We start from the raw sequence: 25,110 nt of genomic DNA on the forward strand, positions 1-25,110 counted from the left end.
AGTCCGGACACCCCTGATCCCGAGCGGGTCGCCGACGGTCCCGGCGCCGCCGCCCGCCCGCCCGCCGGCGCGGGCGGCTTCCCGCGCCCCGAGCGGCCCACCGACTCCGCCCCGCCCGGGGGGTCACCGGGCCCGGGGGAGCGGCCCGGCCGCGTTCCGGACGACGGCGTGGCCGCCGACCGCTCCCCGGGCGCGGGCCAGGAACCGCCCGGCTGGCCCGGCGGCCTGCCGGTGCCCGCCGGCACCCCGGTGACCGCGCCCGGCGCGGACCCGCTCGCCGGCTGGCCCGGCGTGGTCGGGGAAGTGCCCGGCGTGCCGGCCGCCACCCGGCGGGCCGGTGGCCGGACCGCCACCGTCGCGGTCGGCGCGGCGCTGCTGCTGACCGTGCTCGGGGCGCCCCTGGGCCTGCTCTGGGCGCTGGTGGCCCCCGGCACGCCGGTGCGGATGACCGCCGAGGGTGCCGTCTACGCCACCCCGCAACCGGAGCAGCCGATCGCCGCGGACGGCTGGTTCAGCCTGCTCGCGTTCGGCTTCGGGGTGCTCGCCGCGATCACCCTCTGGGTGGTGCTGCGCCACCGGCGTGGTCCGGCCGGCCTGGTCGCCGGCGCGCTCGGCGGGCTCGGCGCGGCGGTCGTGGCCTGGCAGGTGGGCCGCCGGATCGGGCTCGGCACCTTCCACCGGCTGCTGGACACCGCGCCGCCCGGCACCGACTTCACCAAGCCCGCCGACCTGCGCGCCGGCGGGATCGACTGGTACGGGCCGCTGCCCGTCCCGCACGGCAACCTGCTGCTGGCGGCGTTCGGCGTGGCCGTGACGTACACCCTGCTGGCCGGCTGGTCGCGGTGGCCGTCGCTGCGGCCGGAGCCGCAGTGGGACGGCGGCTGGGCGCCCGGCGGGCCGGGGATCAGTTCGGAGCCGGGGGACCAGCCAGCTCGCTGAGCGGCACCGGGACCGCCCGCACCTCGCGCAGCAGGGTGGTCTCCCGGTGCAGCAGCCGCAGCTCGGCCCGGAGCCGGCCGGCGGTGTCGTCGATGGCGAGCAGCCGCTGCCGGTCGTCGACGGTCAGCGCCGCGGTGGCGGCGACCAGGTGCGACAGCACGGTCGGGTCCTCCGGCAGCTGCTCGGAGATCTCCTGCGGGTCCGGCCGGACCAGGTTCAGGTACTGCCGGAAGACCGAGATCACCCGGGCGGCCAGCAGGTCGGCCACCTCGTCGGCGCCGGCCGGCTCGGGCAGCCACTCCACCTCGGCGGTCAGGTACGGCGCGGCGGCGTCGTCGACCTCGGCGATGCGGAACCGCCGCCGCCCCACGGTGACGATGTCGAACCCGCCGTCGTCCAGCTCGGTGACCTGCCGCAGCTCGGCGGTGCAGCCCACCTCGTGCAGGGTGACCTCGCCGCCGGCGGGCCCGGAGCGGCCCGGTGGCCCGGCCGGCGCGACCTCCCAGCCGGCCCGGATGGCCACCACGCCGAACTCGCGCGGCGCGCCCTCGGGCAGCCCGACGAGGTGGCGCACCAGTGCCCGGTAGCGCTCCTCGAAGATGTGCAGCGGGAGGACCAGCCCCGGGAAGAGGACCGTCCCGAGCGGAAAAACCGGCAGCCGTGCGGTCACGTGATCGAGAGTATCCCGATCGCGCCGCGGCGGCGTGTCCCGGCTCACCGTCCCGGCGTACGGGCGGCTCCGGTCGGCGCGGGGGCGGGCAGCCTAGACTCGCAAGGGTGTTGAATCGGATCGACCTGCGCGGCGGCGCGCGCGACCCGCGCCGCCTGCTGCCCCGTGCCCAGCTCGACGTCTCCGTGGCCGTCGAGAGGATCCGCCCCCTCGTGGAGGCGGTCCGGGAGCATGGGTACCCGGCGATCCGGGAGGCGAGCGAACGGTTCGACGGGGTCTCGCCCGAGCGCCTGCGGGTGCCGGTCGAGGTGATCCGCGCCGCCGAGGACACCCTCGACCCGCAGGTCCGCGCCGCGCTGCTGGAGTCGATCACCCGGGCCCGCAAGGTCCACGGCGACCAGCGCCGCGTCGACCACACCACCCAGGTGGTGCCGGGCGGCACGGTGACCGAGCGCTGGGTGCCGGTCGACCGGGTGGGCCTCTACGTCCCCGGCGGGCTGGCCATGTACCCGTCGACAGTGGTGATGAACGTGGTCCCCGCCCAGGCGGCCGGGGTCCGCTCGCTGGTGGTGGTCAGCCCGCCGCAGAAGGACAACGGCGGCCTGCCCGACCAGCGGGTCCTCGCCGCCTGCGCGCTGCTCGGCGTCGACGAGGTCTACGCCGTCGGCGGCGCACAGGCCGTGGCCATGCTGGCGTACGGGGCGACCGTCGACCCCGAGGGCGCCGAGCGCTGCGAGCCCGTCGACATGATCACCGGCCCCGGCAACATCTGGGTGACCGCCGCGAAGCGGCTGCTGCGCGGCGTGGTCGGCATCGACGCCGAGGCCGGCCCCACCGAGATCGCCATCCTGGCCGACGACACCGCCGACCCGGCGCACGTCGCCGCCGACCTGATCAGCCAGGCCGAGCACGACCCCCTCGCGGCCAGCGTGCTGGTCACCCCGTCGGTGGCGCTCGCCGACGCGGTCGACGCCGAGTTGGCCCGGCAGGTGCCGGCGGCCAAGCACGCCGAGCGGATCGGCACCGCCCTGCGCGGCGAGCAGAGCGGCGTCGTCCTCGTCGACGACCTGGAGGCCGGGCTGCGGGTGGTCGACGCGTACGCGGCCGAGCACCTGGAGATCCAGACCGTCGACGCCCGCGAGTGGGCGCTGCGGGTGCGCAACGCGGGGGCGATCTTCGTGGGTGCCTGGTCGCCGGTGTCGCTCGGCGACTACTGCGCCGGCTCCAACCACGTGCTGCCCACCGGCGGCTGCGCCCGGCACTCCTCCGGCCTGTCGGTGCAGTCCTTCCTGCGCGGCGTCCACCTCGTGGAGTACACGCGGGACGCGCTGCGCGAGGTGGCCCCGCACGTGGTCACCCTGGCCGGCGTCGAGGACCTGCCGGCGCACGGCCAGGCGGTCAGCGTGCGGTTCCCGGGGGCGGCCTCGTGACCACCCTCGACGACCTGCCGATCCGCGACGACCTGCGGGGCCTGACGCCGTACGGGGCGCCGCAGCTCGACGTGCCGGTGCGGCTGAACACCAACGAGAACTCCTACCCGGTGCCCGAGCCGGTGGTGGAGGCGATCGGCAAGGCCCTCTCCGCCGAGCTGCGCGACCTCAACCGCTATCCCGACCGGGACGCCGTGGCGCTCCGCGCCGACCTGGCGGAGTACCTGGGCCACGGGCTCACCGTCGACCAGGTGTGGGCGGCCAACGGCTCCAACGAGATCCAGCAGCAGCTGCTCCAGGCGTTCGGCGGCCCCGGGCGCACCGCGCTGGGCTTCACCCCGGCGTACTCGATGCACCCGCTGCTGGCGCTGGGCACCGGCACCGGCTGGATCCCGGCCGCCCGCGACGCGGACTTCGGGCTGACCGCCGCCGACGCGGTCGCCCAGGTCCGGGCGCACCGGCCCGACGTGGTCTTCCTCTGCTCGCCCAACAACCCGACCGGCACGGCGCTCGACCCGGCCGTGGTGGCCGCCGTGCTGGCCGAGGCGCCCGGCATGGTGATCGTGGACGAGGCGTACGCCGAGTTCGCCCGGCCCGGCACGGTCAGCGCGCTGGCCGTGCTGCCCGGGCACCCCCGGCTGGTCGTCACCCGGACCATGAGCAAGGCGTTCGGCTTCGCCGGCGGCCGGCTCGGCTACCTGGCCGCCGACCCGGCCGTGGTGCGGGCGGTGCAGCTGGTCCGGCTGCCGTACCACCTCTCGGCGCTCACCCAGGCCGCCGCCCGCGCGGCGCTGGCCCACCGGGACGCCCTGCTCGGCACCGTCGCCGCGATCATGGAGCAGCGCGACCGGATCGTCGCCGAGCTGCGCGCCCGTGGGCACCGGGTGGCCGACAGCGACGCCAACTTCGTGCTCTTCGAGGTCGGCGGCGACCGACAACTCGGGCTCGGCGCGTCTGACGCCGCGCCCCGACCCGGAGCCGTCGACCAGGCCGCCGCGTGGCGCACCCTGCTCGACGCCGGCGTGCTGGTCCGCGACGTCGGCCTGCCCGGCTGGCTGCGGGTCACCGCCGGCACCCCCGCCGAGACCGACGCCTTTTTGTCTGCAATGGAGAAGTTGTCATGAGCCGGACCGCCCGGGTGGAGCGGATCACCAAGGAGACCAAGGTCCTCGTCGAGATCGACCTCGACGGCACCGGCAAGGCCGACATCGAGACCGGCGTGGGCTTCTACGACCACATGCTCAACCAGATCGCCCGGCACGGCGGCTTCGACCTGACCGTGCACACGGTCGGCGACCTGGAGATCGACGCCCACCACACCATGGAGGACACCGCGCTGGCCCTGGGCGCCGCGTTCGACCAGGCCCTGGGCGACAAGGCCGGCATCCGACGGTACGGCTCGGCCACCGTCCCCATGGACGAGGTGCTGGTCCGGGCCGCCGTCGACCTGTCCGGCCGGCCGTACGTGGTGCACGACGAGCCGGCGCTCGCGCCGTACATCGGGCCGGTCTACCCGACCAGCATGACCCGGCACATCTGGGAGTCGTTCGGCCAGGCCGCCCGGGTCACCCTGCACGTGGACGTGCTGCGGGCGGCCCGGCCGGGCGGCAACCCGGACGCCCACCACGTCGTCGAGGCCCAGTTCAAGGCGGTCTCCCGCGCGCTGCGCGAGGCCACGTCGATCGACCCGCGGGCGGCTGGCGTCATCCCCAGCACGAAGGGAGCCCTGTGATGGGGCGGGCGTTGCCGACGCTGCTGCTGATCCTGGCCGGGGTGCTGGTCGGCGGCACCTGGTCGCTCTACAAGCAGGGCGCCGCCCGCCCCGCCGTGGTGGTCACCGGGCTGCTGGCCGTGCTGGCCACCGCCGGTGGGCTGCTCTGGCTGCTGCCGGGGGAGGGATCGTGAGCAGGCGTGTCGTGGTGCTCGACTACGGCTCGGGCAACCTGCGGTCCGCCGAGCGCGCCCTGGAGCGGGCCGGCGCCGACGTCACCGTCACCGCCGACCTGACCGCCGCCGCCGAGGCCGAGGGCCTGGTGGTGCCGGGTGTCGGCGCGTTCGCGGCGTGCATGGCCGGCATCGAGGAGTTGGGCGCGGGGCCGGTCATCGCCGAGCGGGTGGCCGCCGGCCGCCCGGTGCTCGGCATCTGCGTGGGGATGCAGGTGCTCTTCGAGCACGGCGACGAGCACGGCGTGGTCACGAAGGGGCTCGGGCTGCTGCCCGGCGGGGTGACGAAGCTGCCCGCGCCGCGCCTGCCGCACATGGGCTGGAACACCGTGCAGGCACCCGCCGGCTCGGTGCTCTTCGCCGGCCTGCCGGCGGACGCCCGGTTCTACTTCGTCCACTCGTACGGGGTGACCGAACCCGCGGCGCTGGCCGCCGCCGGGGCCACCGTCACCACCGCCCACCACGGCACGGACTTCGTCGCCGGGGTCGAGCGCGGCGCACTGTCGGCGGCCCAGTTCCACCCCGAGAAGTCCGCCGACACCGGGGCGGCGCTGCTGCGCAACTGGCTGGGCACGCTTGAGTAAGGAGCGGGCCCGCCGCCGGGAGGCCCGCCAGGCCGAGCTGGAACGGGAACGCGCCGCGCGGGCCCGGCGGGTGGCGCGGCGGGAGCGGCGGCGCGTGGTCGCCCGCCGGTTCACGCCGAAGCTGCGGCGGGGCCGCACCGGCCGGCTGCGCCGGCACAGCCGCGGGGAGCGGGCGGCCATCGTGCTGCTCACCGGCGCTGCGGTGGCCGGTATCTGGAGTTTCGTCGACGACCTGGCGCTGCGGCTGGCGCTTGTCGTGTTGTTGCTGCTGGTCCTGCCCGCGGTCGTGGTGATCGCCCTGGACCGTCGTTCCTGATGCGAGGAGTAGAGCGTTGAGCCTCACCCTGTTGCCCGCCGTGGACGTCGCCGACGGGCAGGCCGTCCGGCTCGTCCAGGGCGCCGCCGGCAGCGAGACCGCGTACGGCGACCCGCTGGAGGCCGCCCTCGCCTGGCAGGCCGACGGCGCGGAGTGGATCCACCTGGTCGACCTGGACGCCGCCTTCGGCCGGGGCACCAACGCCCACCTGCTGGCCGAGGTGGTCCGGCAGCTCGACGTGAAGGTCGAGCTCTCCGGCGGCATCCGGGACGACGAGTCGTTGCAGGCCGCCCTGGGCACCGGTGCGGCCCGGGTGAACATCGGCACCGCCGCGCTGGAGGACCCGGAGTGGTGCGACCGGGTCTGCGGCGAGTACGGCGACCGGGTGGCCATCGGGCTGGACGTGCGCGGCCGTACCCTCTCCGCGCGCGGCTGGACCCGCGACGGCGGTGACCTCTACGAGGTGCTGGCCCGGCTGGACAAGGCCGGCGCCTCCCGCTACGTGGTCACCGACATCACCAAGGACGGCACGATGCGCGGGCCCAACCTGGACCTGCTGCGCGAGGTCTGCTCCCGCACCGACGCCCCGGTGATCGCCTCCGGGGGCGTGTCCACCCTGGACGACCTGCGCGCGCTGGCCACCCTGGAGCCGGTGGGTGTGGAGGGCGTGATCGCCGGCAAGGCGCTCTACGCGGGGGCGTTCACCGTGGCCGAGGCGCTCGCCACCCTGCGGGCCGGCGCGTGACGGCCGTCGCGGGCGACAGCGCCCCGTCCGCGCCCGACGTGCCGGCCGTCACCCGGCTCGGCTCGGGCGGCCCGTGGGAGGCGCTCTACGGCTACTGCCGGGTGGTCCGCGCCGGGCAACTGGCGATCACCGCCGGCTGCACGTCGACGGTGGACGGCAGGGTGGCCCACGTGGGCGACGCCGCGGCGCAGACCGCCCAGGCGATCCGGATCGGCCTGGACGCGCTCGCCGAGGTCGGCGCCGAGCCGGCCGACGTGGTGCGCACCCGGATGTACGTGACCGACCGGATGTACGCCGACGAGGTGGGCCGGGCCCACAACGCGGTGTTCGGCGCGGTCCGCCCGGTGGCCACCATGGTGGTGGTGGCCGGGCTGATCGACCCGGAGCACCTGGTCGAGGTCGAGCTGGAGGCCTGGCTCGGCGATCGCTGACGGCCGTCCCCGCGGTGTGGGGGCGGCCACTCCGCGGTCCATTAGGTTGTGCACAACTAAATTGGGGGCTACGTTTTCGGGGTGACCGATGATCTGGTGCTGCGCCGGCAGGTGTGCTTCGCCCTCTACGCGGCGTCGCGCGCCCTCACCGACGTCTACCGGCCCATCCTCGACGAGCACGGCCTGACCTATCCGCAGTACCTCGTGCTGCTGGTCCTCTGGGAGCGCGGCGACGACGCCCCCACGGTCTCCGAGCTCGGCGCGCGGCTCCGGCTCGACTCCGGCACCCTCTCGCCGCTGCTCAAGCGGCTGGAGGCGGCCGGCCTGGTGGTGCGTACCCGATCGGCGGCCGACGAGCGCCGCGTCGAGGTGGGCATCACCGCGGCGGGCCGGGCCCTGCGGGAGCGGATGGACGAGGTGCCGCGTCGGGTGGCCCGCGCCACCGGCCTCACCGAGGCCGAGCTGGTCGCCCTCCGCGACACCCTCACCCGGGTCACCGAGACGATCCACCGACAGAAGGAGCAGTGACCACCATGCAGGTGCTCTACACCGCGTCCGCGCAGGCCACCGGCGACGGCCGGGACGGCCACGTCCGCACCTCCGACGGCGGCCTCGACCTGGACCTGGCCGTCCCGAAGGAGATGGGCGGCGCCGGCGGCGCGACCAACCCGGAGCAGCTCTTCGCGGCCGGCTACGCCGCCTGCTTCCACTCCGCGCTGCGCCTGGTCGCCCGCAAGGCCCGGGCGGACGTCTCGAACTCGGTCGTCGAGGCCGAGGTGGGCATCGGCCCGAACGGCAGCGGCGGCTACGGCCTGGCCGTCACGCTGGTGGTCGACCTGCCCGCGGTCGAGCGGTCCGCCGCGCAGCAGCTCGTCGAGGCGGCCCACCAGGTCTGCCCGTACTCCAACGCGACCCGGGGCAACATCGAGGTCACCCTGACCGTCCGGGACGCCCGATGACGGCCAACCGGGAGATCCACCTGGCCTCCCGTCCGCAGGGCTGGCCCACCGCCGACAACTTCCGGCTGGTCGAGACCGAGGTGCCCACCCCGCGGCCCGGCCAGCTCGTGGTCCGCAACCGGTTCATGTCGGTGGACCCGTACATGCGGGGGCGGATGAACGACGTCAAGTCGTACGTGCCGCCGTTCGCGCTCGACGCCCCGCTCGACGGCGGCGCGGTCGGCGAGGTGGTGGCCAGCGAGGCCGAGGGCTTCGCGCCCGGCGACGTCGTGCTGCACGGCCTGGGCTGGCGGGAGTACGCGCTTGTCGACGCCAAGGGCGCCCGGAAGGTCGACCCCGACCTGGCCCCGGTCACCGCCTACCTGGGCGTGCTCGGCATGACCGGGCTGACCGCGTACGCCGGGCTGCTCGACGTGGCCGCCATGAAGCCGGGCGAGACGGTCTTCGTCTCCGGCGCGGCCGGCGCGGTCGGCAGCATGGTCGGGCAGATCGCCAAGCTGCGCGGCGCGGCCCGGGTGGTCGGCAGCGCCGGCTCGCCGGCCAAGGTCGAGCGGCTGCGGGCGCTCGGCTTCGACGCCGCGTTCGACTACCACGACGGCCCGGTCCGGGACCAGCTCCGGGCCGCCGCGCCGGACGGCGTCGACGTCTACTTCGACAACGTCGGCGGCGAGCACCTGGAGGCCGCCATCGGTGCCATGAACCTGCACGGCCGGGCCGCCATCTGCGGCATGATCGCGCAGTACAACGCCACCGAGCCGCCCGCCGCCCCGCGCAACCTGGCGCTGCTCATCGGCAAGCGGCTCACCCTGCGCGGCTTCCTGGTCGGCGACCACGGGCACCTGCGGGAGCAGTTCGTCCAGGAGATGGCCGGCTGGCTGCGGGACGGCCGGATCTCCTACGACGAGACGGTGGTCGACGGCATCGAGCGGGCCCCGGAGGCCTTCCTCGGCCTGCTGCGCGGCGAGAACCTGGGCAAGATGCTCGTCCGCCTGTGACGCGGCACTCGTTCACGGCGGTCGGCCCGGTCGGGCCGGCCGCCGTGCCGTGCCGGTTGGATAGGCTCACGGCATGACGGTGGCGGTACGGGTGATCCCGTGTCTGGACGTGGACGCCGGGCGGGTGGTCAAGGGGGTCAACTTCCTCGACCTGCGCGACGCCGGCGACCCGGTCGAGCTGGCGGCCGCGTACGACCGGGCCGGCGCCGACGAGCTGACCTTCCTCGACGTCACCGCCTCCAGCAGCGACCGCGGCACCATGCTCGACGTGGTGCGGCGCACCGCCGAGTCGGTGTTCATCCCGCTCACGGTCGGCGGCGGCGTCCGCCAGGTCGCCGACGTCGACACCCTGCTGCGCGCCGGCGCGGACAAGGTCGGGGTGAACACCGCGGCCATCGCCCGCCCGGAGCTGATCGCCGAGATCGCCGACCGGTTCGGCCGCCAGGTGCTGGTGCTCTCCCTCGACGTGCGCCGCGCGCCGGCCGGCGCCACGCCGAGCGGCTTCGAGGTGACCACCCACGGCGGGCGCCGGGGCACCGGCCTCGACGCGGTCGAGTGGGCGGCGCGCGGCGCCGAGCTGGGCGCGGGGGAGATCCTGCTCAACTCGATGGACGCCGACGGCACCAAGGCCGGCTTCGACCTGCCGCTCATCGAGGCCGTCCGCGCGGTCGTCGACGTGCCGGTGATCGCCAGCGGCGGGGCCGGCGAGGTCGCCCACTTCCCGCCGGCCATCGGCGCGGGCGCCGACGCGGTGCTCGCGGCGAGTGTCTTCCACTTCGGTGAGCTGACCGTCGGCGAGGTCAAGAACGCCCTGCGCGGCGCGGGCCACCCGGTCCGCTGACCCGCCCGCCGGGCCGGATCGGAGAAGGGTTCAGGGCCGGCCGGAGTGGCCCTCGGGGGAGCGGCGGGGCATCGGGATCGAGCGGACCACGTACTCCTGCACGGCGGCGGCGTGGTCGTCCTCGTCCAGCCGCCAGTCGGACTCGCCGGGCACGGGGCCGCGGCTCAGCACGCCCTGCACGGTGTCGACGGTGGTGCCCAGCCCGGCGCTGGGCCGGCTGCGCCAGAGCCGCTCGCCGTCCGGCGTCACCCGGAACCAGCCGTCGGTGACGCTGACCAGGCCCGCGTCGACGAGCCGCCGGACCGCGCCCTCCACCTCGTGCCGCTCGGGAATGGCCTGGTTGAGGTGGTCGGCTGTGGAGAGGACGTCGGCGAGGCGCACGCCCTCCGGGCGCCGGGTGTCGGCGGCCCGGCGGTGCCGACCGGCGCCGCTCGCGATGACAAGTGAGACGAAGATCCAGGCGTCGCTCCAACGCCAACCGTTCTCCCCCATGGACGAATGATGCCCGGCGACGGCGGCGGAGAAAACACCCGGTTTCGCGTCCGGACGTCGCCGCAGCTCAGCGACGTCCGGGGCGTCCCGTTCCGCTGCGGTGGGCGCGGCGGGGGTGACGCTGCGTGGTCGAAGGGCGGTTCAGGCCGCCTCGCCGGCCGTCCTCGGCGCGCCGGCGACCACCGGCTCGTCGGCCGGCCGGGCCGGCACCGCGAAGATCGGGATGAAGAACTGGGCGAGCGGCCCGATGGCCAGCGCGTACGCCACGGTGCCGAGGCCCACGGTGCCGCCGAGCAGCCAGCCCAGGCTCAGCACGGTCACCTCGATGACGGTCCGGACCAGCCGTACGGAGTACCGGGGCCGGCGGGCGGTGAAGCCGGTCATGAGGCCGTCGCGCGGGCCGGGGCCGAGCCCCGCGCCCAGGTAGAGGCCGGTGGCGGCGCCGTTGGCGACGATCCCGGCGACCAGCAGGGCGGCGCGGACCGGCAGTCCGTCGCCGGGCGGCAGCAGGGCCAGCGTGGCGTCGACGACCAGGCCGATCACCACGACGTTGCTGATGGTGCCGAGGCCGGGGCGCTGCCGCAGCGGGATCCAGAGCAGCAGCACGAGCGCGCCGACCGCGATGGTGACAGTGCCGAACGAGAGGTGGGTCTGCCGGGCGAGCCCCTGGTGGAACACGTCCCACGGGTCGAGCCCGAGGCCGGACCGGATCATCAGCGCCATGCTGATCCCGTAGAGGGCCAGCCCGGCGTAGAGCTGGACGAGCCGCCGGGTGGGCCGGTGCCGGAGATTGCCAATTGGTGCCATGCATGCCACCCTAGGGGCCAATCCTGCCCGCGACAGAGCCAATTCAGGAGGGGTGGCCATGACGAGCCAGGTACGTGGCGTCCAATTGGCTCGGCTCCTTGGGCAGTGGCATGCCCTCCCGGGCCGCCGGCGCAGCCCGGACTACGCCGCGCTCGCCGCCGCGGTCCGCGGGCTGCTCGCCGACGGCCGGCTCCCCCTCGGGGTACGCCTGCCGGCCGAGCGCGACCTGGCCGAGGCGCTGCGGATCAGCCGCACCACGGTCACCGCCGCCTACCGGGAGCTCCGGGAGACCGGCCACCTGGCCAGCCGGCGGGGCGCCGGGAGCTGGACCATGCTCCCCGGCACGCACCGGGTGGCCAGCACCGGCCTGTGGACCCCGCTCGACGACCGCGACATGATCGACCTGGGGGTGGCCGCGCTCTCCGCTCCGGCGCAGCTCGTGCCCGCCGCCCGGGCCGCCGCCGAGGACCTGCCCCGCTACCTCGGCGGTGCCGGCTACCACCCGACCGGCATCATCGAGCTGCGCGAGGCGGTGGCCCGCGCGTACACCGAGCGGGGGCTGCCGACCAGCCCGGAACAGATCATGGTCACCAGCGGCACCCAGCACGCGCTGGACCTGGTGCTGCGGCTGGCCCTGTCGCCGGGCGGCGGGGTGCTCGTGGAGTCACCGACCTACCCGAACGCCCTCGCCGCGCTGTCGGCCCGGCGGGCCCGGATCACCACCCACGGTCTCGCCGCCGACGGCGACGGCTGGGACGCCGACCTGCTGCTGGGCAGCATCCGGCAGACCCGGCCGAAGCTGGCGTACGTGATCCCCGAGTTCCACAACCCGACCGGCCACCTCATGGCGACCGACCTGCGCGAGCGGCTGGTCGGCGCGGCGCACGCCGCCGGCACCGACCTCGTGGTGGACGAGTCGTTCGTGGACCTGCCGCTGGACGGCACCCCGCTGCCGCCGCCGGTGGCCACCTTCGACAGGCACTCCCGGGTCATCAGCATCGGCGGGATGAGCAAGCCGTACTGGGGTGGCCTGCGGATCGGCTGGGTCCGGGCGTCCGCCCCGCAGGTGCAGCGGCTGGCCGCCGCCCGGGTCGGCGTGGACATGGCGAGCCCGGTGCTCGACCAGCTCGTCGCGGTGCACCTGCTGGCGCAGGGGCCCAGCATCGTGGCCGCCCGGCGGATCCAGCTCGCCGCCCAGCGGGACGCCCTCGTGAAGGCGATGGCCGACCGCCTGCCCGACTGGCGGGTCACCGTGCCGCGGGGCGGGGTGACGCTGTGGGTGGAGCTGGACGGCCCGATCTCCAGCGCGCTGGCGCGGGCCGCCGAGGAGGTCGGCGTACGCCTGGCGCCCGGACCGCGGTTCGGCCTGGACGGCACCCTGGAGCGGTTCCTCCGGCTGCCCTTCACGCTGCCCACCGCGGACCTGGAGGAGGCCGTCGGCCGGCTCGCCGCGGTCCGCTACGACCTGGACCGCACCGGCCGCCCGCAGTGGCGGGAGCCCTCCGTCATCGCCTGACCCGCGCCGGGCGGACCGGGGACACCGTCCCGGCCGCCCGGCTGCCAGACTGTCCGCCGTGACGGACGGAACGCGGCGCGGGCCACGGATGCGGGTGATGACCGAGGGCGCCTCGGTCACCCCGCTGGAACTCTTCTTCGACCTGGTCTTCGTCTACGCGCTCACCCAGGTGACCGCGCTCATGGCGGCCGACCTGACCTGGCCCGGCCTGGGTCGGGGCCTGCTGCTGCTGGCCCTGCTCTGGTGGTGCTGGTGCTGCTACGCCTGGCTGGGCAACACCGTCCGGGCCGACGAGGGCGTGGTCCGGGTGGTCCTCTTCGCGGTGATGGCCACCATGTTCGTGGTCGCCGCGACCATCCCCGAGGCCTTCGTCGACCTGCGCGGCGGGCTCTCCGGCCCGGTCGTCTTCGCCGCCTGCTACCTGGTCGTCCGGGTGCTGCACCTGACCCTCTACTGGTACGCCGCCCGCGGCGACGCCGGGCTGCGCCGGCAGCTAGTGCGGGCCGCCCTGCCGATGCTGGGCGGGGCGGTGCTGCTCTTCACCGCCGCGCTGCTGCCGCCGTACCTCACCGACGACCCGGCGCGGGTCGTCTGGCTGCGCACCCTGCTCTGGGTGTGCGCCCTCGCCGTCGACTACGGCGGCATCATGGCCATCGGCGCGGCGGGCTGGCAGATCTTCTCGGCCGCGCACTGGACGGAGCGGCACGGCCTCATCGTCATCGTGGCGCTGGGGGAGTCCCTCGTCGCCATCGGCGTCGGGATCACCGCGCTGCCGATCTCCTGGCCGATCATCGTGGCCTCGTTCCTCGGCGTCACCGTGGCGGCGGCGCTGTGGTGGGCGTACTTCGACGTGGTGTCCATCGCCGCCGAGCGGGTGCTGGCGCGGGCGCGGGGCGCCGAACGGGCCGCGCTGGGCCGGGACTCCTACACCTACCTGCACCTGCCGATGGTCGCCGGGATCATCCTGCTCGCCCTCGGCTTCAAGAAGGTCCTGGCGTACGTCGGGGACGGCACCCACCACCGGCTCACCGACCCGCTGCACGGGCTGGGCCTGCTCGCCCTCTACGGCGGCGTGATCCTCTACCTGCTCGGGCACGTGGGCTTCCGGCTGCGCAACATGCGCTCGGTCAACTGGCCGCGGGTCGCCACCACCGTGCTGCTGGTGCTGCTCCTGCCGGTCGCCGACCACCTGCCGGCGCTGGCCGCGCTGGGGCTGCTCGCCGTGGTCTGCGCCGGCATGGTGGTGGCCGAGGTGGTGCTCTTCGGCACGGCCCGCCGCGCCCTGCGCGACGAGTTCCTCACCGAGCACGGCGCCGGCGGCGCGCCCGGCCGGTAGGCCCGTTCCGGTACGGATCGTCCGATCGGCACCGTGCCGGCCGGTGATTGCGGAGACTGCCCGGGTGGGGAACGGCGGAGGCACCCGGTGGTCGCGGGTCGTGTTGCCCGGCGCGCCCGGCTCCCGGACCACCCGCCTGGAACTCTTCTACGACCTGGTCTTCGTCTTCGCGTTCATCAACGTCACCACCCTGACCGCCACGCTGCTCAGCCCGGTCAACCTCTACCGGTGCCTGCTCATGCTGGCGCTGCTCTGGTGGTCGTGGACCGGCTTCGCCCGGCTCGGCAACGCGGTCCGCGCCGACCAGGGTGTGCTACCGGTGGTCGGCGTCGTCACGGTGGCCGCCACCTTCCTGCTGGTGCTCAGCGTGCCGAGCGCGTTCGCCGACCAGCCCGGTGGGCTCAACGGCCCGCTGGTCTTCGCGGCCTGCTACTTCGTGATCCGGATGGCCCAGCTCGCGGTCTTCGCCTGGGTGGACCGGTCGGATCCGACCCGGCGCCACGGGCTGCTGCTGCGCGCCCTGCTGCCGAGCCTCGCCACCGTGCTGCTGGTGGTCGCCGGCATCGTGCCCCTGCGGTTCGCCGAACGGCCGTACGCCGTGGCGCTGCAACTGGCGCTGTGGACCGTGGCGCTGCTGGTCGAATACGTCGGCGGCACGACCCTGGCCCGGCGATGGTGGGTGGTGGTCTCCGCCGGCCACTGGGCGGAGCGGCACGCGCTCATGGTGCTGATCGCGCTCGGTGAGTCGATCATCGCGCTGGGGCTCGGCCCGAAGACCGGGCTGCCGCTCGTCGGCCCCGTTGCGGTGGCCGCGCTGCTCGGTGTGCTGGTCGTGGCGGTGCTCTGGTGGGCGTACTTCGACACCCTGGCGTACGCGCTGGAGCAGGCGCTGCACCACGCCCGCGACCCGGCCGCCCGGCTGCGGCTCTGCCGGGACGTCTACACGTTCCTGCACCTGCCGCTGATCGCCGGGACCATCCTCTTCGCCCTCGGCCTCAAGGACCTGCTGGCCGACGCGGCCAGCCCGGACACCCCCACGTGGGGGCCGCCGCTGGGCGGCTTCTGGGTGGGGATCATGTTCGGCGGTGTGGGCCTCTACCTGCTGAGCCTCGTGGCCTGCGCGCTGGTGGCGCTGCGGGAGGTGCACTGGCCACTGGTGATCACGGTCGTGGCGCTCGCCGTCGTCGCCCCCGTCGTCGCCCCGATCCCGGAACTGGCGTCGCTCATCGTGCTGGCGGTGCTCGTCACCGCCGGCGTGGCCGCGGAGACGTTCCAGGAGGACGGCCGGCGGCGCCGGATCCGGCGGCTCGCGCTGGAGGAGCAGCTCGCCGCGGAGGCGGACCAGAGCCGCTGGCGCCAGGAGCACCTCTGAGCGGGAGACGCGCCGGCGGCCGTGCCCCGGGACGGAGGGGCACGGCCGCCGGCCGGTGCGGGTTCGCTACAGCTCGGCGAGCGTGCCCGCGTACATCTTGTCGATCTCGTCGGCGAAGTTGGTCTCCACGCTCCGGCGCTTGATCTTCAGCGACGGGGTGACCTCGCCGTCCTCGATGGTGAGGTCCCGGGGGAGGATGGTCACCTTCTTGATCGTCTCCCAGCGGTTCAGCTTGCCGTTCAGCTCGGCCACGTAGCCCTCGACCATGGCCTGCGCCTCCGGCGAGGTGACGATCGCGGTGTAGTCGCGGCCCTCCAGCGGCGTGCCGGCGGCCCACGCCTTGATCGCGTCCGGGTCGAGCGTGACAAGCATGGTGCAGTAGTTGCGGGCCTGCCCGATCACCACCGCCTGCGAGGTGTACGGGCAGACGGCCTTGAACATGCCCTCGATGTGCGACGGCGCGATGTACTTGCCGCCGGAGGTCTTGACCAGGTCCTTCTTCCGGTCGGTGATGCGCAGGTAGCCGTCGTCGTCGAGGGTGCCGATGTCGCCGGTGCGGAAGAAGCCGTCCTCGGTGAACGCGGCGGCGGTCTCCTCCGGCAGGTTGTGGTAGCCGCGCATGACCGGCTTGCCCCGGACCAGGATCTCGCCGTCGGTGTCGATCCGGCACTCCAGGTCGCCCATGGCCCGGCCCACGCTGCCGATCTTCAGCCCTCCGGGCGGGTTCACGAACGCGCCCGCGCTGGTCTCGGTGAGCCCGTACCCCTCGGAGATGGGCAGGTTGGCCGCGGCGAAGAAGGTGCCGATCTCCTTGCTGAGCGGCGCCGCGCCGGAGACCAGCACCCGCATCCGGCCGCCGAGGCGGGCCTGGAGCTTGCTGAACACCAGCTTCTCGGCCACCGCGTACTTCAGCTTCAGGCCGGCCGGCACCGGCTTGCCGGCCTGCTCCAGCGCGACCTTCTCCTTGCCCACCGCGACGCCCCAGGCGAAGATCTTCGCCTTCGCGCCGCCGGCGCCCTGTGCCGTGGTGACCGCCTTGTTGTAGACCTTCTCGAAGACCCGGGGGGCGCCGCACATGAGCGTCGGCCGGACCACCCCGAGCAGGTCGACAAGCTTGTCCACCCGGCCGTCGACGTAGGTGGGCAGGCCGACGTGGGTGGCGCCGCAGAGCAGCGTCTTGCCGAACGAGTGGGACAGCGGCAGCCACAGGTACTGCAGGTCGTCCACGCGCAGCAGGCCCAGCTCGGCCTGGGCCACGCCCTCCCAGCACCAGCCGCCGTGCAGCAGCTCGACGCCCTTCGGTCGGCCGGTCGTGCCCGAGGTGTAGATCAGGGTGGCCAGGTGGTCGGGACCGATCCCGGCGACAAGCATGTCGATGAGGTCCGGCTCGTTCTCCAGGGCCCGGGCGCCCCGCTCCTCCAACTCGGCCAGGGTGAGCTGAGGGACGGTGGCGGCCGGGTCGGGCGCGCCGTCGAAGAGCACCACGTGGGTGAGCGCCGGCACGGCGCTGCCGGCGATCTTCGCGGCCTGGGCCGGGTTCTCGGCGAAGAGCACCTTCGACCCGGAGTCGGCGATGATGTAGGTCGCGTCCTCCGGCTCGGTGGTCGGGTAGACGGTGGTGGTGGCCCCGCCGGCACACATGATCCCGAAGTCGGCGAGCACCCATTCGAGGCGGGTGTTCGCCAGGATCGCCACCGGGTCCTCCAGGCCGACGCCGAGCCCGTGCAGGCCGGCGGCGATCGCCTTGGCGCGCTGCCCGACCTGCTCCCACGTCAGCCAGACCGGTCCCGAGTCGTCCGGGGCGGGATGGGCGAACGCGTGGCGGTCGGGGGAGTCCGCCACGCGCTTGAGGAACATGTCGGGTACGGAACGGTACGGTACATCGAGAGCCATCGCTGTAGCCGCCTTCAAGGGTGGAGGGACGTGACGGGGGTCACGCCATTCTGCGGTTACCGAAGAGTATTGCCTCGACCCGGGCAGCGGCTAGCCCTCCTGGCCTGCGACGACCGTGCCGTCCCGGGAGGTGGTACGCGCGGCTCAGGCGTACCGGGTGGCGGCGCGGGACCAGTCGTAGGTGGCCCGGATCCAGTTACGCCGGGTGGCGAGGAAGGCCCGCACCCCGTCGTCGCCCGTGGCGGCCAGCGCCGCGTCCCGCTCGGCGTACGCGGCAAGGCCCTCGTTGAACCGGGCGGCCGCCGCGCGCAGCGCCGCCTCCTCGCCCTGTCCCGTCTCGCCGGCGATAGTGGTGACCAGGTTGTGCGCGTCCGGGCCGGTCGCCCGCTCCTTGTCGTAGGAGAAGAGATCGTTGCACCAGCAGACCAGGTCGGTGGCGAGCGCGTCCAGGTCGGCCAGCGCCGGCTCCGCCCGTCGGCCGGGGTCGGACCGCTCCGGTTGCGCCAGGTCGGTCAGCGTGAAGCTGGGCCGGACACCCCCGGTGTGCCGGCGCATCTGCACGTACTCGGCCACCCCGGGCACCCGGCGGTGCTCGCGGTTGGCCGCCTCCCAGAGCAGCGCCAGCAGGTACTCCCGCAACTGGCTGACCAGGCTCAGCAGCAGGCCCGGCCGCTTCCGGTCGCGGACCCGCCGGCACAGGTCGTCCAGCGCCACGGCCAGCGGGCCGGCGTCGGCCGGGACCGGCGCGCCCGGGTCACCGTGCCGGTCGAGCACCTCCAGCAGGGCCGCCACGGTCGGGGCGAGCCGGGTCGGGCTGGTCCCCAGGCCATCCTCGTCGCAGGCGTCGTCCATCACGAACAGCCAGCTGATCAGGTCGGCGAGCAGCCGCAGGTCGTCGACCGCCGCGTCCGGGCAGGCCCGTCCCGCCAGTTCCACCGGGTGTGCGCCGCCCAGCCGGCGCAGCCCGTCGGGGGTGTCGATCAGGCCCAGGTCGCGAACCCACCCGGCGCTCTGTCCGGCGACCAGTTCGACGGCGGCGTGCCGGCGCGCCGGGAAGGGGGGTTCGTGCAGTGCCGAGAGCGCGAAGCCTCGCATCCGTCTCCCCTGTCCGCCGCCTCGGGGTGGGGCGGCGGGTCAGGAGCGTACGGCAGCGCGGATCGGCAGTCGTCGCTGGGCCGAAGCTGTTCCACCGGTATCCGTGACCAATTCGGCACACCGGGTCAGAAGCCGAGGCTGGCCGCCCGCAACCGCTCCGCCGGCTCGGCGGGGCCGTCCACCTGGACCCGGGCCACCCGCTGCCGACCGGAGATGAACAGCACCAGCTCGCCGGGGGCGCCCACCACGCGCAGCCGTTCGCCGCCGCGGCCGACGCCGCGCTCGCCGTAGCCGGGGGCCTGGATCAGCAGGTCGGCCGGGAAGCGCCGCAACGCCAGCCGGGCCAGCACGGCGGCCCGCTTCCAGAGCGCCGCCTGCTGCCGGGCCGGCAGGTCGCGGGGCAGCCAGCCCGGCTGGGCGCGGCGCACGTCCTCGTGGTGGATGAAGAACTCCAGGCCGTTGACGAGCTCGTCGGTGAGCGGGTTGCTCACCGGGCTCCACAGCGGCGGGCGGCGGACCCGGGCCACCAGGTCCGCGTACGGGCCGGCGGCCACCCGCCGGCGGACCGTCTCGCCGTGCTCGCGCAGCGGCGGCAGCAGGATGCCGCCGGCCGCGTCCGGCCGGCGCTCCCGCACCAGCAGGTGCGCCGCCAGGTCGCGTGTGGTCCACCCCTCGTTGACCGTCGGCGCGTCCGGTCCCAGCTCCAGCATCAGGTCGGCGAGCGCCTCGCGCTCCGCTCGGGCGTACCGCGGCATGGCCTGATCGTAGGCCCGGCGGGGCCGGCCGGCGCGCCCCGGCGCGGTCCGGGGCCGGCGTCCCACGCCGAGGGGTGGCCGTCGCGCGGGCGTCCGCCCTGGTGGGCGGGGCCCGGGGGAAGGAGTGACGGTGGACATATCGGGGCCGGGTCGGCGGAGCCGCTGTCGAGCGGTAAGGATGAGGAGGGAAAACTGCGGCTTACGGCGGGGGACAGCGTGGCGAGCGGGACAAGTCGGGACGTCGTCGGCAGAGGGCTACGGGTGCTCGGCCGGGCCATCCGGGAGCAGCCGCGCATCTTCGCGGTGGCGGTGACCGGCAGCGTGCTCTTCGGCCTCATGGTGATCGCCAGCGCGTACGTCGTCGGCGCGGTGGTCGGCAAGGTCGTGGTCCCGGCGGTCGCCCGCGGCTCGGTGACCGACGGCGCCCTGGCGCTCGCCGCCGCCGCCCTGTTCGGGATCAGCGTGCTGCGGGTGGTCGGCATCTTCGGCCGCCGGCTCGGCGCCGGCTACATGCAGTACCGGCTCCAGGCCACCTACCGCCGCCGGGTCACCCGCCGCTACCTCGACCTGCCGCTGGCCTGGCACCACCGCAACGCGACCGGCACGCTGCTCTCCAACGCCAACTCGGACGTCGAGGCCGCCTGGTACCCGATCGCGCCGCTGCCCTTCGCCGTCGGCACCCTGGTCATGCTGGTCGGCGCCGTGGTCTCGCTCTTCCTCACCGACTGGGCCCTCGCGCTCGTCGGCCTCGCCGTCTTCCCGGCGCTGTTCGCGCTCAACGTGGTCTACTCCCGCCGCATGGCGCCCCGCCAGGCCCGTGCCCAGCGGCTGCGCGCCGAGGTGAGCGGCATCGCCCACGAGAGCTTCGACGGCGCCCTGGTGGTCAAGACGATGGGCCGGGAGGCCCAGGAGACCGCCCGGTTCGCGGCCCGGGCCGGCGACCTGCGCGACGCGCTGATCTCCGTGGGCAAGCTCCGCGGCGTCTTCGACCCCATGCTGGAGACGCTGCCCAGCCTCGGCACGCTCGCCGTGCTGGTGGTCGGCGCGATCCGGCTCCGGCAGGGCGCCATCACCGTGACCGAGCTGGTCAGCGTGGCCTTCCTCTTCACCGTGCTGGCCTTCCCGGTGCGGGCCATCGGCTGGGTGCTGGCCGAGCTGCCGCGCAGCGTCGCCGGCTGGGACCGCGTCCGCCGGGTCCTCGACGCCACCGGCGAGATGCCGTACGGCGAGGTGGCGCTCGACCCGGCCACGCCGGCGCCGGCCACCCTCGCCTTCGACGACGTGCACTTCGGGTACGAGCCGGCCGAGGCGCACCTGCCCGGCGCCCAGGTGCTCGGCGAGGTCACCTTCACGGTGCCGGCCGGGAAGACCGTCGCCCTGGTCGGGCCGACCGGCGCCGGCAAGTCCACCATCGCCTCGCTGGCCGTGCGGCTGGTCGACCCGGACAGCGGCACGGTCACCCTGGACGGGGTCGACGTGCGGGAGCTGACCGCCGCCTCGCTGGCCTCGACCGTCGCGCTGGTCGCCCAGGTGCCGTTCGTCTTCGACGACACCGTGCGGGCCAACATCACCCTGGACCGCCCCGGCATCGGCGACGAGGAGGTCTGGGCCGCGCTGCGGCTGGCCGAGGCGGACGGCTTCGTGGCCGCGCTGCCCGAAGGGCTGGACACCATGGTCGGCGAGCGCGGCACCTCGCTCTCCGGCGGGCAGCGGCAGCGGCTCACCCTGGCCCGGGCGCTCGCCGGCCGGCCCCGGCTGCTGGTGCTCGACGACGCCACCAGCGCCGTCGACCCGCGGGTGGAGGCGGCCATCCTGGCCGGGCTGCGCGCGCCGACGGACGGCGGGGCGCCGGCCTCGATCCTGGTGGTCGCCTACCGGCGGGCCACCATCGCGCTCGCCGACGAGGTGATCTACGTCGAGCAGGGCCGGGTGGTGGCCCGCGGCACGCACACCGACCTGCTCGCGACCGTCCCCGGCTACGCCGACCTGGTCACCGCCTACGAGCAGGCGGAGCAGGAACGCGAGCAGACCCGCACGTACGACGAGGTCACCCCGCTGACCTCCGGCCTGGAAGTCGAGGTTGACCGTTGAGCGCGACTGTTGAGGCCGAGCGGCCGGCCGAGGCGACCGAGTCGACCTGGCGGACGCTGCGGCGCGGGCTGGCGCTCTCCCCGGAGCTGAAGACCGGGCTGGCCGGCACCCTGGCGCTGGCCCTGGTCTACATGGTCGGCCGGGTCGCCGTGCCGGTGGCCGTGCAGCGCGGCATCGACCACGGCATCGTCGGCGGGCTCGACCTGGACGTCGTCACGCTGACCGTGGTGGTCACCGCCGCCGTGCTGGTGGTCACCACCACCTGCGGCTACCTGATGATGCGCCGGCTGTTCACGGTCAGCGAGACCGCGCTGGCCGGGGTGCGCACCCGGGCGTTCCGGCACGTGCACGACCTGTCCATGCTGCACCAGCAGTCCGAGCGGCGCGGCTCCCTGGTCTCCCGGGTCACCAGCGACGTCGACCAGATCACCCAGTTCCTCCAGTGGGGCGGCGTGATCCTCATCGTCAACCTGGGCCAGCTCGTGGTGACCACGGCCGTGATGCTCGCGTACTCCTGGCAGTTGACCCTCGTGGTGCTCGCGGCGTTCGCGCCCGCGGTGCTCGTCATCCGGCTGCTCCAGCGCCGGCTGGCCGGTGCCTACGGGGTGGTCCGGCAGCGGACGGGCACGCTGCTCGGCACCATCGGCGAGAGCGTGGTGGGCGCCCCGGTGATCCGGGCGTACGGGATCGCCGGGCGCACCGCCCGGCGGCTGGACACGGCGATCGAGGGCCAGCGGCAGGCCCAGCAGAAGGCCATCCGGATCAGCATCCTGGGCAGCTCCGTCGGCGAGCTGGCGGCCGGCCTGGCCCTCGCGGGCGTGGTGGTGGTCGGTGTGAACCTCGGCGTCGACCGCACCCTGTCCATCGGGCAGCTCACCGCCTTCCTGTTCCTGGTGACGCTCTTCATCCAGCCGGTGCAGATCGCCACCGAGGTGCTCAACGAGGCGCAGAACGCGATCGCCGGCTGGCGCCGGGTGCTCGACGTGCTGGACGTCGCGCCCGACGTGGCCGATCCGGGGGAGCGGGGCCGGGAGCTGCCGTCCGGCCCGCTGGACATCCGCTTCGACGGGGTGACCTTCGCCTACCCGGGCGGGCCGCCGGTGCTGCACGACGTGACGCTGGAGATCCCGGCGAAGAGCCGGGTGGCCGTGGTCGGGGAGACCGGCAGCGGCAAGACCACCTTCGCCAAGCTGCTCACCCGGCTCATGGACCCGACCGAGGGCGCGGTGCTGCTCTCCGGGGTCTCGCTGCGCGAGGTGCGCTTCGAGTCGCTGCGCTCCCGGGTGGTGATGGTGCCGCAGGACGGCTTCCTCTTCGACGCCACGGTCGGGGAGAACGTCCGCTTCGCCCGCCCGGACCTGACCGACGCGCAGCTCACCGCCGCCTTCTCCGAGCTGGGGCTGGCCGACTGGCTGGACGGGCTGCCGGCCGGGCTGGACACCCCGGTGGGCGAGCGCGGCGAGGCGCTCAGCGTCGGCGAGCGGCAGCTCGTCGCGCTGGCCCGGGCGTACGTGGCCGATCCCGACCTGCTGGTGCTGGACGAGGCGACAAGCGCCGTCGACCCGGCCACCGAGGTACGCCTCCAGCGCACCCTGGACGCGGTCACCCGGGGCCGGACCACCCTGGCCATCGCCCACCGGCTCTCCACCGCGCAGTCCGCCGACGAGGTGATCGTGGTGGACCGGGGGCGGATCGTGCAGCGCGGCCCGCACGAGGAACTGCTGCGCGACCCGGAGTCGGTCTACGCGCTGCTCTTCGCCTCCTGGCTGGAGCAGACCCGCTAGCCCGGCGCCCGGCCGGCCCGGTCAGGCGCTGTCGAGCGGGCCGGTCAGGTAGCGCTGGACGGTGGGGCCGATCGTGGCGGCCAGCGTGTCCGGGGACGCGGAGGCGACCGGTTCGAGGCGGATCACGTACCGCATCATGGCCAGGCCGGCGATCTGGGTGGCCACCAGCGCGCCCCGCAGCGGCGTCTCGGCCGGGTCGAGGTCGAGCTGCTCGACGACCCGGCGCAGCACCTGCGTGACAAGGAACTCGCGCAGCAGGCGGGCGGTCCACTGGTTGCTCACCGCCGAGCGGAGCAGGGCCACCGCGGCGGTGCCGACCGGCGAGTCCCAGACCGCCAGGAAGGTGCGGACCAGCCGCTCGCCGACCTCGTCGCGGCCACCGGCCAGCACCCGGGGCACCAGCTCCGCCGGGTCGACGGGGATCGCCACGGTGGCCCGGAACAGCTCCTCCTTGGTGCCGAAGTAGTGGTGCACCAGCGCCGGGTCCACCCCCGCGGCGGTGGCGATCGCCCGGATCGAGGCGGCGTCGAAACCGCGGTCGGCGAACGCCGCCCGGGCCGCCGTGAGGATGGCCTCCCGGGTGTCCGGGTTGCCGGGCCGCCGGCCGGTGCGCCGCGCCATCACCCGCTGCGCCGCCGCAGCGTCGCGGCGGCCAGCACCAGCGCCGCCACCGCCGCCCCGGCGACGATCGCCACGTCCCGCCACATCGTCCCGGTCGGGTCGGCGTGCGCGCCGACCTCCTGGAGCGCCTCGACGGCGTACGACAGGGGCAGCACGTCGCTGATGGCCTGGAGCCAGCCGGCCATCTCGCCCCGCGGCACGAAGAGCCCGCAGAGCAGCAGCTGGGGGGCGACGACCACAGGCATGAACTGCACGGCCTGGAACTCGGTGCGGGCGAAGGCGCTGCAGAACAGCCCGAGCGCGACCGCGAGCACGGCGTTGACCGCCGCGATCATGATCACGAGCCCGATGCTGCCGGCGGTGGTCAGGTCGAACACCCAGTACGCCACTGCCGAGGCGACGGTGGCCTGGACCACGCCGGCCAGGCCGAACGCGATGCCGTACCCGAAGAGCAGGTCGAGCTTGGCCAGCGGTGTGGTGAGCAGCCGTTCCAGCGTGCCGGTGGTGCGCTCCCGCAGCATGGCGATGCTGGTGACCAGGAACATGATGATGAACGGGAAGAAGCCCAGCATGATGAGCGCCACCCGGTCGAAGACCGTGGGCTGGCCCGGCGGGGTGGGCTGGTCGACGTACATGAAGTAGACAAGCGTGAGCAGCACGGTGGGGACCACGACGAGCAGCGCCACGGTGCGCCTGTCGTGCCGGAGCTGGCGCAGGATCCGCCCCGTGGTGGCGGCGAGGATGTGCGGGTTCACGAGTCGGCCTCCTGCTCGCTCGCCTTGATCAACCGGAGGAACGCCTCTTCCAGGTCGTCGACGCCGGTGGCGCCGCGCACCGCGTCCGGGGTGTCGTCGGCGACCAGCCGGCCGTCCCGGATGAGCAGCAGGCGGTCGCACCGGCCCGCCTCGTCCATCACGTGGCTGGACACCAGCAGCGTGGTGCCGGCGGCCGCCATGGCGTGGAACCGGGCCCACAGGTCGGCCCGCAGCACCGGGTCCTGGCCGACGGTGGGCTCGTCGAGGATGACCAGCTCGGGGTCGCCGACCAGGGCGCAGGCCAGCGATGCCCGGCTGCGCTGGCCGCCGGAGAGGTTGCCGACCAGTTGGGTGGCCGCGCCGGCCAACCCGACGTCGGTGACCGTCTGGTCGGCGTGGGCGTGGTCCCGCCCGTGGAGGGCGGCGAAGTACCGGGCGTTCTCCCGGACGGTCAGGTCCGCGTAGACGCTGGGGGCCTGGGTCAGGTAGCCGACCCGGCGGCGCAGCTCCGCCGCCCCGGCGGGCCGGCCCAGCACGGTGACCGTGCCCGAGGCGACCGTCTGCACCCCGACGACGGCCCGCATCAGGGTCGTCTTGCCGCTGCCGCTCGGCCCGAGCAGCCCGGTGACCGTGCCGCGGGGCACCGTGCAGGAGATGCCCTGGAGCACCCGCCGCCGGCCCCGCTCGACCACCAGGTCACGGACCGACACCGCGTCGTCCATGCCCGCCTCCAAAAAAC

Annotated in this window: 27 protein-coding genes; 18 read left to right on the forward strand and 9 right to left on the reverse strand. The window is 74.8% G+C overall.

Annotated features, from left to right (window positions below; all coding sequences use genetic code 11):
* Positions 1-168: 168 nt before the first annotated feature.
* Complete coding sequence (locus GA0070603_RS28820; protein WP_244282764.1) at positions 169-939, forward strand: DUF2567 domain-containing protein; 771 nt, start codon at positions 169-171, stop codon at positions 937-939.
* On the opposite strand, the gene GA0070603_RS28825 is transcribed toward GA0070603_RS28820, so the two are convergent.
* Entirely contained in the window at positions 905-1,609 is a 705-nt protein-coding gene (locus GA0070603_RS28825; RefSeq protein WP_091320401.1) for an LON peptidase substrate-binding domain-containing protein, read from the reverse strand. The genes GA0070603_RS28820 and GA0070603_RS28825 overlap by 35 nt on opposite strands.
* 107 nt (positions 1,610-1,716) lie before the next feature.
* Between GA0070603_RS28825 and hisD the strand changes: the two genes are divergently transcribed.
* The 12 genes from hisD (at position 1,717) to hisF (ending at position 9,854) form a co-directional block, all read left to right on the forward strand.
* Entirely contained in the window at positions 1,717-3,039 is a 1,323-nt protein-coding gene (hisD, locus tag GA0070603_RS28830; protein ID WP_091320405.1) for a histidinol dehydrogenase, read from the forward strand.
* Positions 3,036-4,163: a histidinol-phosphate transaminase gene (locus GA0070603_RS28835; protein WP_091320408.1), complete on the forward strand. Its 1,128-nt coding sequence runs from the start codon at positions 3,036-3,038 to the stop codon at positions 4,161-4,163. Before hisD ends, GA0070603_RS28835 begins: the two co-directional genes overlap by 4 nt.
* Entirely contained in the window at positions 4,160-4,771 is a 612-nt protein-coding gene (gene hisB / locus GA0070603_RS28840; protein WP_091320410.1) for an imidazoleglycerol-phosphate dehydratase HisB, read from the forward strand. The genes GA0070603_RS28835 and hisB overlap by 4 nt, the downstream gene beginning before the upstream one ends.
* Complete coding sequence (locus GA0070603_RS31640; RefSeq protein WP_167544604.1) at positions 4,771-4,944, forward strand: CG2302 family histidine operon protein; 174 nt, start codon at positions 4,771-4,773, stop codon at positions 4,942-4,944. Before hisB ends, GA0070603_RS31640 begins: the two co-directional genes overlap by 1 nt.
* Positions 4,941-5,567, forward strand: coding sequence for an imidazole glycerol phosphate synthase subunit HisH (hisH, locus tag GA0070603_RS28845; protein ID WP_091320413.1), 627 nt, complete (start codon positions 4,941-4,943; stop codon positions 5,565-5,567). Before GA0070603_RS31640 ends, hisH begins: the two co-directional genes overlap by 4 nt.
* Positions 5,560-5,883, forward strand: coding sequence for a hypothetical protein (locus GA0070603_RS28850; protein ID WP_091320415.1), 324 nt, complete (start codon positions 5,560-5,562; stop codon positions 5,881-5,883). The genes hisH and GA0070603_RS28850 overlap by 8 nt, the downstream gene beginning before the upstream one ends.
* A 16-nt stretch (positions 5,884-5,899) precedes the next feature.
* Complete coding sequence (priA, locus tag GA0070603_RS28855; protein WP_091320418.1) at positions 5,900-6,628, forward strand: bifunctional 1-(5-phosphoribosyl)-5-((5-phosphoribosylamino)methylideneamino)imidazole-4-carboxamide isomerase/phosphoribosylanthranilate isomerase PriA; 729 nt, start codon at positions 5,900-5,902, stop codon at positions 6,626-6,628.
* Complete coding sequence (locus tag GA0070603_RS28860) at positions 6,625-7,059, forward strand: RidA family protein (RefSeq protein ID WP_244282637.1); 435 nt, start codon at positions 6,625-6,627, stop codon at positions 7,057-7,059. Before priA ends, GA0070603_RS28860 begins: the two co-directional genes overlap by 4 nt.
* A gap of 81 nt (positions 7,060-7,140) precedes the next feature.
* Positions 7,141-7,587 (forward strand): MarR family winged helix-turn-helix transcriptional regulator, encoded by a 447-nt coding sequence (locus GA0070603_RS28865; RefSeq protein ID WP_091320422.1) that lies wholly within the window; start codon positions 7,141-7,143, stop codon positions 7,585-7,587.
* A 5-nt stretch (positions 7,588-7,592) separates the two neighbouring features.
* Complete coding sequence (locus GA0070603_RS28870; protein ID WP_091322409.1) at positions 7,593-8,018, forward strand: organic hydroperoxide resistance protein; 426 nt, start codon at positions 7,593-7,595, stop codon at positions 8,016-8,018.
* Positions 8,015-9,013 (forward strand): NADP-dependent oxidoreductase, encoded by a 999-nt coding sequence (locus GA0070603_RS28875; RefSeq protein WP_091320425.1) that lies wholly within the window; start codon positions 8,015-8,017, stop codon positions 9,011-9,013. Before GA0070603_RS28870 ends, GA0070603_RS28875 begins: the two co-directional genes overlap by 4 nt.
* Positions 9,014-9,086: 73 nt before the next feature.
* Complete coding sequence (gene hisF, locus GA0070603_RS28880; RefSeq protein ID WP_091320428.1) at positions 9,087-9,854, forward strand: imidazole glycerol phosphate synthase subunit HisF; 768 nt, start codon at positions 9,087-9,089, stop codon at positions 9,852-9,854.
* A 30-nt stretch (positions 9,855-9,884) separates the two neighbouring features.
* Here hisF and GA0070603_RS28885 read toward each other — a convergent pair whose 3' ends face one another.
* Both GA0070603_RS28885 and yczE read right to left on the reverse strand, forming a co-directional pair.
* Positions 9,885-10,346 (reverse strand): hypothetical protein, encoded by a 462-nt coding sequence (locus GA0070603_RS28885; RefSeq protein WP_091320431.1) that lies wholly within the window; start codon positions 10,344-10,346, stop codon positions 9,885-9,887.
* A gap of 141 nt (positions 10,347-10,487) precedes the next feature.
* The gene (yczE, locus tag GA0070603_RS28890; protein ID WP_091320435.1) at positions 10,488-11,153 is read right to left on the reverse strand and encodes a membrane protein YczE; all 666 of its coding nucleotides are present in this window, start codon (positions 11,151-11,153) and stop codon (positions 10,488-10,490) included.
* A 58-nt stretch (positions 11,154-11,211) separates the two neighbouring features.
* Here yczE and yczR point away from each other — a divergent pair, with 58 nt between their 5' ends.
* The 3 genes from yczR to GA0070603_RS28905 all read left to right on the forward strand — a co-directional run bounded on the left by yczR (position 11,212) and on the right by GA0070603_RS28905 (position 15,377).
* Entirely contained in the window at positions 11,212-12,669 is a 1,458-nt protein-coding gene (gene yczR, locus GA0070603_RS28895) for a MocR-like transcription factor YczR (protein WP_091320438.1), read from the forward strand.
* 58 nt (positions 12,670-12,727) lie between these two features.
* Entirely contained in the window at positions 12,728-14,005 is a 1,278-nt protein-coding gene (locus GA0070603_RS28900) for a low temperature requirement protein A (protein ID WP_208862962.1), read from the forward strand.
* A gap of 100 nt (positions 14,006-14,105) precedes the next feature.
* Complete coding sequence (locus tag GA0070603_RS28905; protein ID WP_091322410.1) at positions 14,106-15,377, forward strand: low temperature requirement protein A; 1,272 nt, start codon at positions 14,106-14,108, stop codon at positions 15,375-15,377.
* A 66-nt stretch (positions 15,378-15,443) separates the two neighbouring features.
* Here GA0070603_RS28905 and GA0070603_RS28910 read toward each other — a convergent pair whose 3' ends face one another.
* The 3 genes from GA0070603_RS28910 to GA0070603_RS28920 all read right to left on the reverse strand — a co-directional run bounded on the left by GA0070603_RS28910 (position 15,444) and on the right by GA0070603_RS28920 (position 19,120).
* On the reverse strand, positions 15,444-17,270 hold the full coding sequence (locus tag GA0070603_RS28910; protein WP_091320446.1) for an AMP-dependent synthetase/ligase: 1,827 nt from the start codon (positions 17,268-17,270) through the stop codon (positions 15,444-15,446).
* Positions 17,271-17,414: 144 nt separating this feature from the next.
* Positions 17,415-18,365, reverse strand: a complete 951-nt coding sequence (locus GA0070603_RS28915; RefSeq protein WP_091320449.1) for a terpene synthase family protein — start codon at positions 18,363-18,365, stop codon at positions 17,415-17,417.
* Positions 18,366-18,490: 125 nt separating this feature from the next.
* Positions 18,491-19,120 (reverse strand): TIGR03085 family metal-binding protein, encoded by a 630-nt coding sequence (locus tag GA0070603_RS28920; protein WP_091320453.1) that lies wholly within the window; start codon positions 19,118-19,120, stop codon positions 18,491-18,493.
* A gap of 216 nt (positions 19,121-19,336) precedes the next feature.
* On the opposite strand from GA0070603_RS28920, the gene GA0070603_RS28925 reads away from it, so the two are divergent.
* On the forward strand, positions 19,337-21,211 hold the full coding sequence (locus GA0070603_RS28925; RefSeq protein WP_208862963.1) for an ABC transporter ATP-binding protein: 1,875 nt from the start codon (positions 19,337-19,339) through the stop codon (positions 21,209-21,211).
* The gene (locus GA0070603_RS28930) at positions 21,208-22,995 is read left to right on the forward strand and encodes an ABC transporter ATP-binding protein (RefSeq protein ID WP_091320460.1); all 1,788 of its coding nucleotides are present in this window, start codon (positions 21,208-21,210) and stop codon (positions 22,993-22,995) included. The genes GA0070603_RS28925 and GA0070603_RS28930 overlap by 4 nt, the downstream gene beginning before the upstream one ends.
* Before the next feature lie 21 nt (positions 22,996-23,016).
* Here GA0070603_RS28930 and GA0070603_RS28935 read toward each other — a convergent pair whose 3' ends face one another.
* Genes GA0070603_RS28935 through GA0070603_RS28945 form a run of 3 tightly spaced genes read right to left on the reverse strand, consistent with a single transcriptional unit; the run spans position 23,017 to position 25,093 of the window.
* Positions 23,017-23,616: a TetR/AcrR family transcriptional regulator gene (locus tag GA0070603_RS28935; RefSeq protein ID WP_091322411.1), complete on the reverse strand. Its 600-nt coding sequence runs from the start codon at positions 23,614-23,616 to the stop codon at positions 23,017-23,019.
* Positions 23,616-24,371, reverse strand: coding sequence for an ABC transporter permease (locus GA0070603_RS28940; protein ID WP_091320462.1), 756 nt, complete (start codon positions 24,369-24,371; stop codon positions 23,616-23,618). The genes GA0070603_RS28935 and GA0070603_RS28940 overlap by 1 nt, the downstream gene beginning before the upstream one ends.
* Complete coding sequence (locus GA0070603_RS28945; RefSeq protein ID WP_091320467.1) at positions 24,368-25,093, reverse strand: ABC transporter ATP-binding protein; 726 nt, start codon at positions 25,091-25,093, stop codon at positions 24,368-24,370. Before GA0070603_RS28945 ends, GA0070603_RS28940 begins: the two co-directional genes overlap by 4 nt.
* Positions 25,094-25,110 lie beyond the last annotated feature (17 nt).

Source organism: Micromonospora chersina (assembly GCF_900091475.1).
GTDB lineage: Bacteria > Actinomycetota > Actinomycetes > Mycobacteriales > Micromonosporaceae > Micromonospora > Micromonospora chersina.

Coding starts and splice junctions, on each gene's coding strand:
- GA0070603_RS31640 (WP_167544604.1), top strand. CDS start 4,771: ATGGGGCGGGCGTTGCCGACGCTGCTGCTGATCCTGGCCGGGGTGCTG.
- yczE (WP_091320435.1), bottom strand. CDS start 11,153: ATGGCACCAATTGGCAATCTCCGGCACCGGCCCACCCGGCGGCTCGTC.
- GA0070603_RS28885 (WP_091320431.1), bottom strand. CDS start 10,346: ATGGGGGAGAACGGTTGGCGTTGGAGCGACGCCTGGATCTTCGTCTCA.
- GA0070603_RS28910 (WP_091320446.1), bottom strand. CDS start 17,270: ATGGCTCTCGATGTACCGTACCGTTCCGTACCCGACATGTTCCTCAAG.
- GA0070603_RS28875 (WP_091320425.1), top strand. CDS start 8,015: ATGACGGCCAACCGGGAGATCCACCTGGCCTCCCGTCCGCAGGGCTGG.
- GA0070603_RS28935 (WP_091322411.1), bottom strand. CDS start 23,616: ATGGCGCGGCGCACCGGCCGGCGGCCCGGCAACCCGGACACCCGGGAG.
- hisF (WP_091320428.1), top strand. CDS start 9,087: ATGACGGTGGCGGTACGGGTGATCCCGTGTCTGGACGTGGACGCCGGG.
- GA0070603_RS28870 (WP_091322409.1), top strand. CDS start 7,593: ATGCAGGTGCTCTACACCGCGTCCGCGCAGGCCACCGGCGACGGCCGG.
- GA0070603_RS28920 (WP_091320453.1), bottom strand. CDS start 19,120: ATGCCGCGGTACGCCCGAGCGGAGCGCGAGGCGCTCGCCGACCTGATG.
- GA0070603_RS28945 (WP_091320467.1), bottom strand. CDS start 25,093: ATGGACGACGCGGTGTCGGTCCGTGACCTGGTGGTCGAGCGGGGCCGG.
- hisB (WP_091320410.1), top strand. CDS start 4,160: ATGAGCCGGACCGCCCGGGTGGAGCGGATCACCAAGGAGACCAAGGTC.
- GA0070603_RS28915 (WP_091320449.1), bottom strand. CDS start 18,365: ATGCGAGGCTTCGCGCTCTCGGCACTGCACGAACCCCCCTTCCCGGCG.
- yczR (WP_091320438.1), top strand. CDS start 11,212: ATGACGAGCCAGGTACGTGGCGTCCAATTGGCTCGGCTCCTTGGGCAG.